The following is a 12,411-nucleotide window of genomic DNA, read 5'->3' on the forward strand; positions in this document are numbered from 1 at the left end:
GTGCGCACGGTCGTCTTCCTTCTGGTTCCGGGCCTGCACCTGCTCGACCTCGCGGGCCCGGCCCAGGTGTTCTCCACGCTCGACGAACTCGGACATCCGGTCACGCTGCGTTACGTCGCCGACCATGACGAGGTGCTCAGCGCCCAGGGTGTGCCGCTGCGGGCCGCCCGCGACTGGCCGGAGCTGGGCCGCGACGACCTGGTACTGGTCCCCGGCTGGCGTGGCGAGCCGCCGTCCCTCGGCCCCGCGACGCTCGGCCGCCTGCGGGCCCACCACACCGCGGGCGGCACCGTGGCCAGCGTCTGCGCCGGAGCGGACGCCCTCGGACGCGCCGGGCTGCTCGACGGGCGGCGCTTCACCACCCACCACGGCATCCAGCGCGAACTCGGCGCCCGGTACCCGCGCGCCACGGTGGTGCCCGACGTGCTGTACGTCGTCGACGACCGGGTCGTGACGTCGGCGGGCATCGCCAGCGGCATCGACCTCGCGCTGTCGCTGGTCGCGACCTGGCACGGCCCCGCGGTCGCCGCCCGAGTCGCTCGGGAAATGGTCGTCTACGCCCGGCGCAACGGAGAAGAATCGCAGGTCAGTGCCGTGCTGCGGCACCGCGCGCACCTGCACGACGTCGTCCACCGCGTGCAGGACCTGATCGACGCCCGGTTCGCCGACCCGTTGCCGCTGCGCGAACTCGCCGACGCCGGCGGCGTGAGCGAACGCACGCTGACCCGCCTCTTCGACCGGGCCACCGGGATGACGCCGCTGCGCTACCAGCAGCTGCTCCGGATCGAGCGGGCCGAGCACCTGATCGGGCAGGGCAGCACCGTCGAGGCCGCCGCCAGGACCGTCGGATTCGGCGACGCCCGGATGCTGCGGCGCCTCCGCGGGCGGTCGTCGCCCGTACGCGAACCGGCATAGGCTGTGTGGTGCCGTTGGGTGACCTGTTGGGGGAGAGGCGCGGATGACCACCGTGTTCCGAACGGACCGCGGAACCCGTGAAGGCTACGCACAACTCGTCCGGTTCAACTCCGACCTGTTCACCGACGCCTGGGGTGACATCGCGCCCTCCGAGTTCGCCGCGGTCGCCTGGCGGATCGCCACCCCGCCGTTCGCCCGCAGCGCCGCGTACGTGCGCTGGCACCGGCGTGTGCTCTCGGCCGAGGCCGTGCGCAACAGCTGGGACGGGACGCTCGTCGCGCGGGTCCAGCTCGTCGCACCCTCGCCGGTGAACCTCGGCGCGCTGCCGCCGGTTCCGTCGGGCACGCCGCCGACCAGCCCGTTCGGCGACGACCAGGTGCGCGAACCCGCGGACGGCGCGTGGCGGGGCTGGGCGAATACGTTCGGGCAGTTCGTCGCCCCGACCGACCACGACCTGGCCCGCGGCCCGTTCCTCAGGGCTTCGGTGCTGGTCGAGGCGCCGCTGCCGCTGGCCGGGCTGCCGGACGCGCCGGAAGGCCCGGTCGAGGGGTTCGAGGAGGACGCCGACCGTGCGGTAGGCGTCCTGGTGCGGGCGATGGACCGCCTGCTGGCGCCGGTCGTGGCCGGCCTGGAGTCCTCGGAGCTGCCGCAGTGATGTTCGCGGACTCGTAATAACAAGCCCAGACGCCCCTGTCTCTCCGCCCCCGAGGAATCGCTACAGTGGCGCATACCTGACATTCCGCTCATATCCCTGGGGGCTGCGGTGGGGCAGCGGATCCTGTTGGTGGACGACGAGCCCGGTGTGCTCGACGGCCTCCGCCGCCAGCTGGCGAGCCGTTACACGGTCGAAGCCGTGCTGTCCGGTGCCGAGGGGCTGAAGAAGCTCGACCACAGCCGCGGCAGTTCGAACCCGTTCGCGGTGGTCGTCTCGGACATGATGATGCCGGAGATGGACGGCGCCGAATTCCTCGGCCGGGCCGCCGTGATCGCGCCGGACGCCGTCCTGATGGTGCTGTCGGGCAAGGCCGACCTGCGCTCGACGATCTCCGCGGTCAACACCGGCCGGCTGTTCCGGTTCATCCCCAAACCCTGCAGCCCGCGCGACCTGCAGGCGGCGATCGACGCCGCGCTGGTGCACTACCGGCGGTCGAAGTCCGAGGGCGACCTGCTGGAGAAGACGCTCGCCGGGTCGGTGAAGGTACTCGCCCAGGCCCTCGCGATGGCCAGCCCGGAGACCGGGGCCCGGATCACCACGATCACCGAGCTGGTCGGCGGCGCGGCCCGCCGGATGGGCCAGAGCAACAGCTGGGAGCTGCGGATGGCGGCGCGGCTCAGCCAGCTCGGACTGGTGTCGATCCCGCCGGACGTGCTGCAGCGGGTCGAGGGCGGTATCGAGGGCAGCGCGGGGGAGAAGGCGATGTACCGGGCGCACCCGTCAGTGGCCCGTGACCTGCTGGCCGGCGTCCCGAAGCTGGAGCGGGTGGCCGCCTGGGTCGGCGGTCAGACCGTGGACGCGACCGCGCCGCCGCCGCGATCGGACCCGGACCCGGATTCGCGGGTCGAGCTGCAGCGCCAGATCTTCCAGGTCGCGGCCGAGTTCCTGGCCGCCAAGGACATCGGGGAGTGGCCACCGGAGTGCGCGGCCCGGCTGGCCGCGGGCGGCCGGTACCGGCGCGACGTGGTGCAGGCCGTGCTGGAGACCGCGCTGGAGCGGGACGCGGCGCCGGACGCGCAGTCGGTGACGATCAACCAGCTCGCGGTCGGGATGCGGTTCGTCCGGGACGTGAAGGCGACGACCGGGGCGATCCTGGTGCGGAAGGGCGACCGGGTCACCGACGCGGTGCGGGTGCGGCTACAGAACTTCAAGACGTACGTGGGTGTGGTGGAGCCGCTGCGCGTCACTCAGCCCAAGGACACGCTGTGATCGCGGCCGGTCAGAGCTGCCGCGGCGTAGGGATCGATGCTGGTGCCGGGGTGCAGTCCGAGCAGGGTGAGGAAACGGCGGCGGGCCGCGGGCAGGTAGCGCACCGACACGTCGAACGCGGCAGCGACGCTGTTCTGCTCGGCGAACAGGCGCAGCACGCTGTCGCGGGTCTCGGCGATCAGGTCGGCCACGGTCCAGGAGGGGTGCTCGGTGTAGACGCGGGCGATGATCGCGATCGCCAGCGGCAGCCGTCCGCAGAGTTCGACCAGTTCCTCGACCGCGGAGGGCTCGTCGATCGCGCGTTCGGCCGCCACGACGAACATGTCCCGGGCATCGTCGGCGGGGAGTTGATCCGGGCGCAACGACGCGGTCCCACCGGGTAGATCGCCGCGTCGGCGGCGGCTGGTGATCAGGGTCAGGCACGCAGGGTTGCCGGGGAGCAGCGGTGTCACCTGGTCGGTGCCGGCAGCGTTGTCGAGCGTCGGTGGATGGTCTATCGGCCGCCCGGGCCATGAGGACGGTCGGGTGGTTCGGTGGGCGTGCCGCGCGCCGGTCCGCGATCGCGGGTCAGTGCCAGTGGGAGGGGCGGTCCAGGTGTGCGGGGATGCGCGTGGTGCGGTCGCCGCGGGCGGCGGCCAGCTGCGCCGGGACCAGGTACAGCGCGCCGGTGAGGTTCGCGCCGGACAGGTCGGCGTCCCGCAGGTCGGCGCCGAGGAGGTCGGCCTGCCGGAGGTCCGCGCCGCGGAGGGCCGCGCCGATGAGGTAGGCCCCGCGGAGGTCGGCGCCGCGCAGGGCGGCCCCGGCCAGCCGGGCACCGATCAGGTCCGCGCCGGCGAGCTCCGCGCCGGCCGGTCCGGCGGCGCCTGTCGCGGCGGCGCGGCGGCTCGGGGCGGGGCTGCGGTTGGCGGCGGTGTTGCGGTTGGCCGCGGGGCTCGGGGCGGAGCCGCGGCCGGACCGGCGGTTGCGCGGGAGGCGGTTGCCGGGGACGGCGGTGGCGCGGGTGCGGCGGCTGGCCTCGCGGAGGAGCGGAACGGCCGCGGCCCGGAGCGCGTCGACGTCGAGGGCTAGCAGCTCCTCCGGCGTGCCGTCGGCGAGCGTCCGGACGCGTTCGGCGGCCGCGGCCAGCTCGGGGTGCAGCGGGGCGGCGGCCGGGAGCGCGAGTGCCTCCTCCAGGTACCACCGCAGCTCGTGGAGCTGCCGCAGGACCGCGAAGACCGCGAACATCGGCCCGGCGGTCTCCGGTGCGTCCCGCCAGGAGCGACCGCCGAACGTGTGCTGGGAGACGCGTTGCCCGGCGCCGAGGCAGTCGAAGACCGTGCAGCCGGTGAACCCGGACGGCCGGAGCCGCCCGTGGATGCCGCAGCGGTGGTCGGGGGTCAGGTTCGCGCACGGTGTGCCCGCGGTTTTGTCGACGGCGAAGTCCGCGGACCGGGCGAACGGCAGCGCGACGCAGCACAGCGCGAAGCAGTTCGCGCAGTCCGGGCGGAGGTCCGCCGGGATGACCCGGAGGGCCGGTGCGGGTGCGCTCATTCGGTCAGCATCCGTTCCGATGCGTCGAGTCGGGTTCCGGCGCGCCAGTATGGCCGACGTCGGCGGGGCCCAGCAGCGCGCGGTAGGCCGCCGCCGGGCGCTGCCCGGTCAGCCACCAGAACCGCAGCCGCGCCGCGACCAGCCGGCGCGCCGCCCCGGTCTGGCCCGCGGTCACCGCGCGGGCGGTCGCCGCGTCCAGGTCAGCATGCCACGCCTGGAACCGGGCGATCGCGGTCCGCTGCTCCCCGGTCCGCAGCAGCGGTTCGGTGTGTTCCGCGACCGTCAGCAGGTACGTCGTGTGCGCGGCGGCGACGTGCTCTCGCTCACCGGCCTCGTCCAGGCGGTCGGCGGCGTACGCGCGGACGGTCGCCGGCAGCCGGTACCGGCGCCCGTCCGGCCCGTCCGCCGGCACCAGCAGCGAGCGGTCGACCAGGTCACCGACCAGGTCCGGCAGCTCACCCGGCGGCAGGCCGGTGCCGCAGACGACGTCGACCGCCTCCAGGGACGTGGCCCCGGCGAAGACCGCCAGCCGCCGCAGCAGCGTCCGCTGGGAGCGGCTCATCAGTTCCCAGCTGCCGTCCAGCACCGCTCGCAGCGTCCGGTGCGGCGGGACCCGGCGCCGGCTGCCGCGGCTGAGCAGCGCGAACCGGTCGTCGAGCCGGGACGCGACCGCACCCAGGCGCAGCGACCGCAGCCATGCCGCGGCCAGCTCGATCGCCAGCGGTAACCCGTCCAGCGTCCGGCAGATCCGCACCACGTCGCCGACCGTGGTGCCGGTCAGCGCGAACCCCGGCTGCGCGGCCGACGCCCGCGCCGTGAACAGCTGCACCGACGGGTAACCGCGGGCGTCGTCGAGCCCCGCGGCCGACAGCGGCTGCGGTAACGGGGGGATCGGGCACAGCGCCTCCCCGGCCACCCCCAGCGGCTCCCGGCCGGTCACCAGCGCCCGCACACCCGGCGCGGCGTCCAGCAGGCGCGTCACCAGCGCGGCCAGCGCCTCGACGACGTGCTCGCCGTTGTCGAAGACCAGCAGCGCCCGGCGTCCGCCCAGCAGCTCCACCAGCCGCGTCACCGGATCCTCGGCGGTGGGCGCCTCGAGGGCCTCTGTCGGGCGAGCCAGCGTCGCCAGCACCGCCTCAGCGACCGTGCCCACGGTGGCACCCGAACCGTGCCCGGCCGGCTCCACCAGCCAGACGCCGTCCGGCGCGTCCGGGACCACCGCCGCGGCCTCCAGCGCCAGCCGGGTCTTCCCGGCGCCACCCGGGCCGGTGAGCGTGATCAACCGGCCACCGGCCAGCAGCTCCGCGACCCGGCGCAGCTCAGCACTTCGGCCGACGAAGCCGGTCAGCGCCGCGGGCAGGTTGCCGCGGCGGGCCGAAACCCGCGGCCGGGCGTCCTCGCGCAGCGCGGCCAGGTGCGCGTCCTGCACCTCCGGCCCCGGATCCACCCCGAGCCGGTCGACGAGGAACCGCCGCACCGCCGCGTACCGCTCCAGCGCGTCCGCCCGCCGCCCGGCCGTGGTCAGCGCCCGGATCAGCCGCGCCGCCAGCCCCTCCCGCAGCGGGTACTCCGCGCAGGCCGCGGTCAGCTCGGTCACCAGCGTCTCCGGGTCCACGCCCCGCGCCAGATCGGCGTCCACCCGGGCCTCGATTGCGGAGAGCCGCAGCGACCCGGCGCGCGCGGCCACGGCGGCGACGAACGGGGCGCCCCCGGCGTCGGCCAGCACCGGGCCGCGCCAGAGCCCCAGCGCGTCCCGCAGCAGCTTCGCGCCGCGGTCGGCGTCCCCGGAAAGGACCGCGGCCGAACCGGACGTCGTCAATCGTTCGAACTCGTGCAGGTCCACGCACGCGGGGGAGAGGTCCAGCCGGTAGCCTGCACCAGGCGAACCGACCGCCTTCCGGCCCGGCGGGCCCGCGCGGTCCAGATCGCGGCGCAGCCGCGACACCGCCGACCGCAGCGCGCTGACCGGCGCCGACGGCGGCCGCGTGCCCCACAGGTCGTCGACGAGCCGGTCGGTGGTCACCACACGCCCCGGATCCAGCGCCAACCGGCCCAGCAGAGCGCGCCGCCGGGCGCCGGTCACCGGCACCGGCAAGCCCTCGGCGTCCCGCAGCTCCAGAGGGCCCAGCAGCCCGAGGCGCATCGTCCTCCCGTCGTCGAAAGGCGGATCGGGTCCATTCTGCCGACCCGCACCCTGGATCAGTAATAACAAGCCCATACGCAAACACACACCCAACCACCACAAGGGCAGGCTGACGACGGGTGGGGGAGCCCGCCTAAGGTGGCTTCCGTGGCGGAGGAATTGGACGCGGAGACGCTGGCGTTCGCGCATCGGATGTTCGACCTGGCGCGCGGTGGGCATGCCGAGGAGCTGGCGGCCGAGGTCGATGCGGGTCTGCCGGTGAACCTGACCAACAGCAAGGGCGACACGTTGCTGTTGCTGGCGGCGTACTACGACCATCCGGAGACCGTCGCGGCGCTGCTGGCCCGGGGTGCGGACGCGAATCGGGTCAACGACCGTGGTCAGACGCCGCTGGCGGCTGCGGTGTTCCGGCGGTCGGAGCCGAGCGTGAAGGCGTTGCTGGCGGCCGGTGCGGACCCGCACGCGGGTGGACCGTCCGCCCTGGACACGGCACGGTTCTTCGGTATCCCGGAGATGCTGGGATTGCTGGAGAACTGACCACGTAGTAACAAGCCCATACGTCATAACGCACAACCCAAAGACGCAAACGTCACACCCACGGGACCGGTCCCTCCCTCGGGAGTGGGGCAGGGGTAGCGTCGTCAGGCGGTAAGCAACGACGGTGGGAGGCGAGATGGTGCAGGGACCAGTGACGGTCACGGTCACCGGTGCGGCGGGACAGATCGGCTACGCGCTGTTGTTCCGGATTGCGTCCGGGCATCTGCTGGGGCCGGATGTTCCGGTCAAGCTGCGGCTGCTGGAGATCACCCCCGCTCTGAAGGCGGCCGAGGGCACCGCGATGGAGCTGGCGGACTGCGCCTTCCCGCTGCTGCAGAGCGTGGACATCTCCGACGATCCGCGGGTGGCGTTCGACGGCGCGAACGTGGCGCTGCTGGTGGGTGCCCGGCCGCGGACGAAGGGCATGGAGCGCGGGGATCTGCTGGAGGCCAACGGCGGGATCTTCAAGCCGCAGGGTGAGGCGATCAACGCGGTCGCGGCGGATGACATCAAGGTGTTGGTGGTCGGTAACCCGGCGAACACGAACGCGTTGATCGCGCAGGCGCACGCGCCGGACGTGCCGGCGGAGCGGTTCACGGCGATGACGCGTCTGGACCACAACCGGGCGATCTCGCAGCTGGCGTCGAAGCTGGACGTGCCGGTGTCGGCGATCAAGAAGCTGACGATCTGGGGTAATCACTCGGCGACGCAGTACCCGGACCTGTATCACGCGGAGGTCAACGGGAAGATCGCGGCGGAGCAGGTGGACGCGTCCTGGTTGAAGGACGAGTTCATTCCGACGGTGGCCAAGCGGGGTGCGGCGATCATCGAGGCGCGGGGGGCGTCGTCGGCGGCGTCGGCGGCGAACGCGGCGATCGACCACGTGTACACGTGGGTGAACGGGACGCCGGAGGGTGACTGGACGTCGGCGGCGATTCCGTCGGACGGTTCGTACGGTGTGCCGGAGGGTCTGATCTCGTCGTTCCCGGTGACGGCGAAGGGTGGGAAGTTCGAGATCGTGCAGGGTCTGGAGATCGATGCGTTCTCGCGGGAGCGGATCGACGCGTCGGTGCAGGAGTTGGCCGAGGAGCGGGACGCGGTGCGTCAGCTCGGTTTGATCTGAGTTTCGTTCGTCCGGAAGGGCGGCGGTCCCCTGGTGGGGGTCGCCGCCCTTTGGGTTATTGGGGGTCGGTGACGCGGATGGGTTCGTTGACGCCGACGCTGGTGGCGAAGTTGGTGAGGCGGATTTTGACGGCTTCGGTGACGGTGTCGCCTTTGCGGACGAGGACGGTGCCGGTGGTGGCGAGGACGTCGTGTTGGAAGACCTGGCCGAGGCGGAGGTCGCGGACGGTGAGTTCGCGGATTTCGCCTTGGGTGGTGGCGACGGTGGTGGCGGCGTGGAGTACGGCTTGGATGACGTCGGGTCGGTGGCGGCAGGTGCCGGTGAGTCGGCGGGCGGTGGCGGTGGGTTCTTCGGCGTTCTGGCGGGCGGCGACGAATTTGGTGGCGACGGCGAGGACGTCGATGCATTGGGCTTCTTCGTCGTCGGCGGCGGGGTGGTCGCCGTCGGAGTTTTGGAGGGAGATCCAGCGGGCGACGCGTTCCATGCGGGGGATGCGGATGAGTAGGTCGTGGGCGACTTGGGGGTGGGTGGCGTACATGGTGGTTTCGTCGGGGGTGGGGTTGGCGCCGGTTTCGACGCGTTCGACGACGTCGGGTGGGATGGCGACGAGTCCGATTTGGCTGAGTTTGGCGGCGGCGCGGAGTTCCCAGACGTGGCCGAGGCGGAGGGTGCGGGCGGCGGTGTCGGTGATGCGGCTGGTGCGGGTGGTGCGGCTGTAGGCGTCGGGGTTGCCGAGGGAGAGGAGTTGGGCGAGGACGTCGACGGAGCCGGCGAGGGTTTTCTGGAGGAGTTCGCGTTCGGCGTGGACGAGTTGGTATTGGCGGAGGGCGTCGTCGATGGAGCTGCGGAGTCCGTGGGGGCTGCAGGGTTTGGCGATGAAGCGGAAGAGGCTGCTCTCGTTGACGGCGGCGATGGTGGAGGGGAGGTCGGCTTGGCCGGAGAGGATCATGAGGACGGCGTCGGGGGTGATTTCGTGGGCTTTGGCGAGGAATTGGGCGCCGTTCATTTGCGGCATCATCATGTCGGAGACGATGACTGCGAAGGGGTCGGTGCTGTGGCGGTTGTGTTCGAGGATGGCGATGCCATCGGCGCCGGAGAGTGCGGTTTCGATCGTGTAGTGGCTGGCGAGGTTGCGGCGGACGCCGTCGAGGACGCGTGGTTCGTCGTCGACCATGAGGATTCGTGCCATGGTTCGTCTACCAGCCTTGTCCGGTTAATTCCCTTTACGCCACTTTAGCCGTATCTTAGGCGAAAGCGTTCGCCGCTGGGACACCCGCCGGACGCCGGGCACGGGAGGCTGGCGATGGGCGAGCTGGGGCAACCCGCCGACGCGGCGCCGATGGTGCCCTCGGCGGAGGCCATGCGGCGTCTGGGCGCCAACGCGCTGCGCTCTCCGCTGGGGCTGGCGCTCGCCGACGCCGAGGGCCGGATCGAGTGGATGAACCCCGCGTTCAGCCAGGCGACCGGAGTCAGCCCGGCCGACGCGGTCGGGCGGCATCCGCTCGACCTGCTGCTACCCCGCGCGTCGTTCCCCCCGGACGAGGTGGAGCGGCTGCGCCGCGAGGTGGCCTCCGGGGGCCGCCTGGACCTGGAGTACGACACCGAGACCAGGGACGGACGCCCCTACAGCGTCAGCCTGCGGATGGGCCCGGGTACCGGGTCCGACACCGGCGAGTACTTCGTGATCCTCACCGAGGACATCACCGAGCGGCGGCGCAGCGCCGAGGAGGCGCAGCGGATCGCCGAGCGCGCGGAGGCGGTCGCCCACGAGCTGCACACCGAGCGGGAGCTGCTGGCCAGCGTGCTGTCCACGATCCCGCACGTGGTGTTCTGGAAGGACACCGAGCACCGCTACCTGGGCTGCAACGAGCCCTACGCGCGGCTGCGCGGCCTGGGAAGCGAGAAGGACCTGGTCGGCAAGCGGGAAGGGGAGCTGGACCAGGACGAGCTGGGGCTGCTGATCGCACAGATCGAGGGGCACGTGCTCGACAGCGGTACCCCGGTGGTCGACCAGACGGTGACCGTGACGAGCCCGGACGGGCCGGCGCAGGTGCTGCTGCTCAGTGTCCTGCCCCGGCACGCGGAGGCGAGCACCCCCGGCGGGGTGATCGGGGTCGGGGCCGACGTCACCCGGATCACCGCGCTGGAACGCCAGCTGGCGCAGGCCACCCGGCTGGAGTCGATCGGCCAGCTGGCCGCGGGCCTGGCGCACGAGATCAACACGCCGGTGCAGTACGTCTCGGACAACGTGCTGTTCCTGGCCGACTCGTTCACCGACGTGCTGGAGGCGCTGCGGTCGATCGCGAACGTGGCGCGCGGCGCCGAGCAGGATCCCCGCGGGGACGCGCCGGCGCCGTCGGTGGACGATCTGCGGGCCCGGCTGTCACTGCTGGTGGACGGGCTGGACCTGGACTTCCTCGGCACCGAGATCCCCAGCGCGCTCGAGCAGACCCTGGAAGGGGTGGGCCGGGTCGCGGAGATCGTCCGGGCGATGAAGGAGTTCTCCCACCCGGGGCAGGGCCGCACCGACACCGATCTCAACCGGGCGGTGGAGTCGACCGTGCAGGTGTCGCGCAACGAGTGGAAATACGTGGCCCACATGGAGATGGAGCTGGATCCGGCGGTGGGTCTGGTGCCCTGTTACGAGGGAGAGCTCAAACAGGTGGTGCTGAACCTGATCGTCAACGCCGCGCACGCGATCGCCGAGCAGCAGGCGCGCCGCGGGGAGCAGGAGCAGGGGCGGATCGGGATCAGTACCCGGCGGGTCGGTGATTCGGTCCAGATCGCGGTGAGCGATACCGGCACCGGGATGGACGAGGCGACGCGGATGCGGATCTTCGACCCGTTCTTCACCACGAAGGAAGTCGGGAAGGGCACCGGGCAAGGGCTGGCGATGGCGCACAGCTGTGTGGTGGGCAAGCACGGCGGGTCGATCGAGGTCGACTCGGTGGTCGGCGAGGGGACGACGTTCCGGCTGATCCTGCCGGGGACGGTGGATCAGCCGGATCCGGGGCCGGATCCGATGGCGGGGTGGTGAGCGCGTGCTGCGGGTGATGTTCATCGACGACGAGCCGAACATCCTGTCGGGGCTGCGGCGGATGCTGCGCACCCAGCGCGGTGAGTGGGACATGCAGTTCGCCAACTCGGGCGCGGAGGGGCTGGCGCTGATGGCCGAGCAGCCGGTCGACGTCCTGGTGTGCGACATGCGGATGCCGGGGATGGACGGGGTCCAGGTGATGGCCGCGGTGCGGGAGCGGCACCCGTCCACGGCGCGGATCATCCTGACCGGGCAGACCGATCGGGAGTCGGTGATCGCCGCGCTCGGGCTGACCCAGCGGTTCCTGCTCAAGCCGTGCCGCCCGGAGGATCTGGTGGCGGCGATCGAGCAGGTGGTGGCGGTGCGGCAGGCCGTCACCGAGGGGCAGATCCAGGCGTTTCTGGGGTCGGTGCATTCCTTGCCGCGGCCACCCGCGGTGTACACGCAGATCGTGGAGATGGCCGCGCGGCCGGACTGCGACGTGGCGGATCTGGTCCAGATCATCGAGCACGACATCGCGACGGCCACCGAGGTGCTCAAGCTGGTGAACTCCGGGGTGTTCTGTTCGCCGCACCCGGTGGACACGCTCGCGGGTGCGGTGGTGCTGCTGGGGTTCGACGCGATTCAGGCGCTGGCGCTGGCCAGTTCGGCGTTGCGGTCGGACGTGCCGACGCCGGAGAGCTTCGATCTGGACGCGTTGGCGCACTACAGCATGGTGGTGGCGGCGATGTGCCGGAAGATCGCGGCGGGTGAGGGTGCGGACCGCAACGGCGTCAGCGCCGCATTCCTGTCCGGTTTGTTGCACAGTGTCGGGTTGTTGGTGCAGGTGGGGGCGAACCCGCGGGGCTGGGACGTGGTCCGTGCGGGGTGCCGGGATCCGTGGGCGCAGGCCGAGGCGGAGGTGCAGGTGTTCGGCTGCACCTCGACGCAGGCCAGCGCGTACCTGCTGGGCTTGTGGGGGTTCGCCGAGCCGATCGTCCACACGGTGCTGGAGCAGCCGGTGCGGCCGGGCGATCCGGTGGCCACCCCGGCGGCGCACACGCTGGCGTACGCGCGGATGCGGGCGGGCTACCCGGCGACCGAGGTGGTGCCCGGGACGTACCTGACGGAAGTGCGGCTGGCGCGCTGGGACGAGTGGTGCGCGGACCTCAAGGAGGACCTGGCGACCGTGGTCTGGCCCCCCGTTCCGGTTCCCCGATAAT

11 protein-coding genes are annotated in these 12,411 nt (G+C 72.4%); 7 read left to right on the forward strand and 4 right to left on the reverse strand.

The genetic code is table 11. The annotated features are described in order from the left end of the window. The 3 genes from BUB75_RS27770 (at window position 1) to BUB75_RS27780 (ending at window position 2,839) form a co-directional block, all read left to right on the forward strand. Complete coding sequence (locus BUB75_RS27770) at window positions 1-915, forward strand: GlxA family transcriptional regulator (RefSeq protein WP_073260785.1); 915 nt, start codon at window positions 1-3, stop codon at window positions 913-915. 43 nt (window positions 916-958) lie between these two features. Then, complete coding sequence (locus BUB75_RS27775) at window positions 959-1,570, forward strand: hypothetical protein (RefSeq protein WP_073260786.1); 612 nt, start codon at window positions 959-961, stop codon at window positions 1,568-1,570. A gap of 108 nt (window positions 1,571-1,678) precedes the next feature. After that, the gene (locus tag BUB75_RS27780; protein WP_073260787.1) at window positions 1,679-2,839 is read left to right on the forward strand and encodes a response regulator; all 1,161 of its coding nucleotides are present in this window, start codon (window positions 1,679-1,681) and stop codon (window positions 2,837-2,839) included. Here BUB75_RS27780 and BUB75_RS27785 read toward each other — a convergent pair. From BUB75_RS27785 to BUB75_RS27795, 3 genes are all read right to left on the reverse strand, one after another. Next, window positions 2,818-3,291, reverse strand: coding sequence for a hypothetical protein (locus BUB75_RS27785; protein ID WP_143175436.1), 474 nt, complete (start codon window positions 3,289-3,291; stop codon window positions 2,818-2,820). The genes BUB75_RS27780 and BUB75_RS27785 overlap by 22 nt on opposite strands. Window positions 3,292-3,406: 115 nt before the next feature. Beyond that, window positions 3,407-4,369, reverse strand: coding sequence for a pentapeptide repeat-containing protein (locus tag BUB75_RS27790; protein ID WP_073260789.1), 963 nt, complete (start codon window positions 4,367-4,369; stop codon window positions 3,407-3,409). Window positions 4,370-4,373: 4 nt separating this feature from the next. Beyond that, window positions 4,374-6,512 carry an AfsR/SARP family transcriptional regulator gene (locus tag BUB75_RS27795; protein WP_073260790.1) on the reverse strand — a complete coding sequence of 713 codons (2,139 nt, stop codon included), beginning with the start codon at window positions 6,510-6,512 and terminating at the stop codon, window positions 4,374-4,376. Window positions 6,513-6,659: 147 nt separating this feature from the next. Between BUB75_RS27795 and BUB75_RS27800 the strand changes: the two genes are divergently transcribed. Both BUB75_RS27800 and BUB75_RS27805 read left to right on the forward strand, forming a co-directional pair. After that, window positions 6,660-7,049 carry an ankyrin repeat domain-containing protein gene (locus BUB75_RS27800; protein ID WP_073260791.1) on the forward strand — a complete coding sequence of 130 codons (390 nt, stop codon included), beginning with the start codon at window positions 6,660-6,662 and terminating at the stop codon, window positions 7,047-7,049. A 136-nt stretch (window positions 7,050-7,185) separates the two neighbouring features. After that, window positions 7,186-8,172: a malate dehydrogenase gene (locus tag BUB75_RS27805; protein ID WP_073260792.1), complete on the forward strand. Its 987-nt coding sequence runs from the start codon at window positions 7,186-7,188 to the stop codon at window positions 8,170-8,172. Between the two features lie 55 nt (window positions 8,173-8,227). On the opposite strand, the gene BUB75_RS27810 is transcribed toward BUB75_RS27805, so the two are convergent. Next, window positions 8,228-9,346, reverse strand: a complete 1,119-nt coding sequence (locus BUB75_RS27810; RefSeq protein WP_073260793.1) for an HD domain-containing phosphohydrolase — start codon at window positions 9,344-9,346, stop codon at window positions 8,228-8,230. A 129-nt stretch (window positions 9,347-9,475) separates the two neighbouring features. On the opposite strand from BUB75_RS27810, the gene BUB75_RS27815 reads away from it, so the two are divergent. Together BUB75_RS27815 and BUB75_RS27820 are read left to right on the forward strand one after the other, a co-directional pair. After that, window positions 9,476-11,209, forward strand: coding sequence for a PAS domain-containing sensor histidine kinase (locus BUB75_RS27815; protein ID WP_073260794.1), 1,734 nt, complete (start codon window positions 9,476-9,478; stop codon window positions 11,207-11,209). A 4-nt stretch (window positions 11,210-11,213) separates the two neighbouring features. Further along, window positions 11,214-12,410, forward strand: a complete 1,197-nt coding sequence (locus BUB75_RS27820) for an HDOD domain-containing protein (RefSeq protein ID WP_073260795.1) — start codon at window positions 11,214-11,216, stop codon at window positions 12,408-12,410. The last annotated feature ends 1 nt before the right edge of the window (window position 12,411 follow it).

The organism is Cryptosporangium aurantiacum, assembly GCF_900143005.1.
Taxonomy (GTDB): Bacteria; Actinomycetota; Actinomycetes; order Mycobacteriales; family Cryptosporangiaceae; genus Cryptosporangium; species Cryptosporangium aurantiacum.

What these genes read in the sequence shown, in the direction of transcription:
- BUB75_RS27810 (WP_073260793.1), bottom strand. Translation starts at nt 9,346, where the DNA reads ATGGTCGACGACGAACCACGCGTCCTCGACGGCGTCCGCCGCAACCTC.
- BUB75_RS27790 (WP_073260789.1), bottom strand. Translation starts at nt 4,369, where the DNA reads ATGAGCGCACCCGCACCGGCCCTCCGGGTCATCCCGGCGGACCTCCGC.
- BUB75_RS27805 (WP_073260792.1), top strand. Translation starts at nt 7,186, where the DNA reads ATGGTGCAGGGACCAGTGACGGTCACGGTCACCGGTGCGGCGGGACAG.
- BUB75_RS27775 (WP_073260786.1), top strand. Translation starts at nt 959, where the DNA reads ATGACCACCGTGTTCCGAACGGACCGCGGAACCCGTGAAGGCTACGCA.
- BUB75_RS27795 (WP_073260790.1), bottom strand. Translation starts at nt 6,512, where the DNA reads ATGCGCCTCGGGCTGCTGGGCCCTCTGGAGCTGCGGGACGCCGAGGGC.
- BUB75_RS27815 (WP_073260794.1), top strand. Translation starts at nt 9,476, where the DNA reads ATGGGCGAGCTGGGGCAACCCGCCGACGCGGCGCCGATGGTGCCCTCG.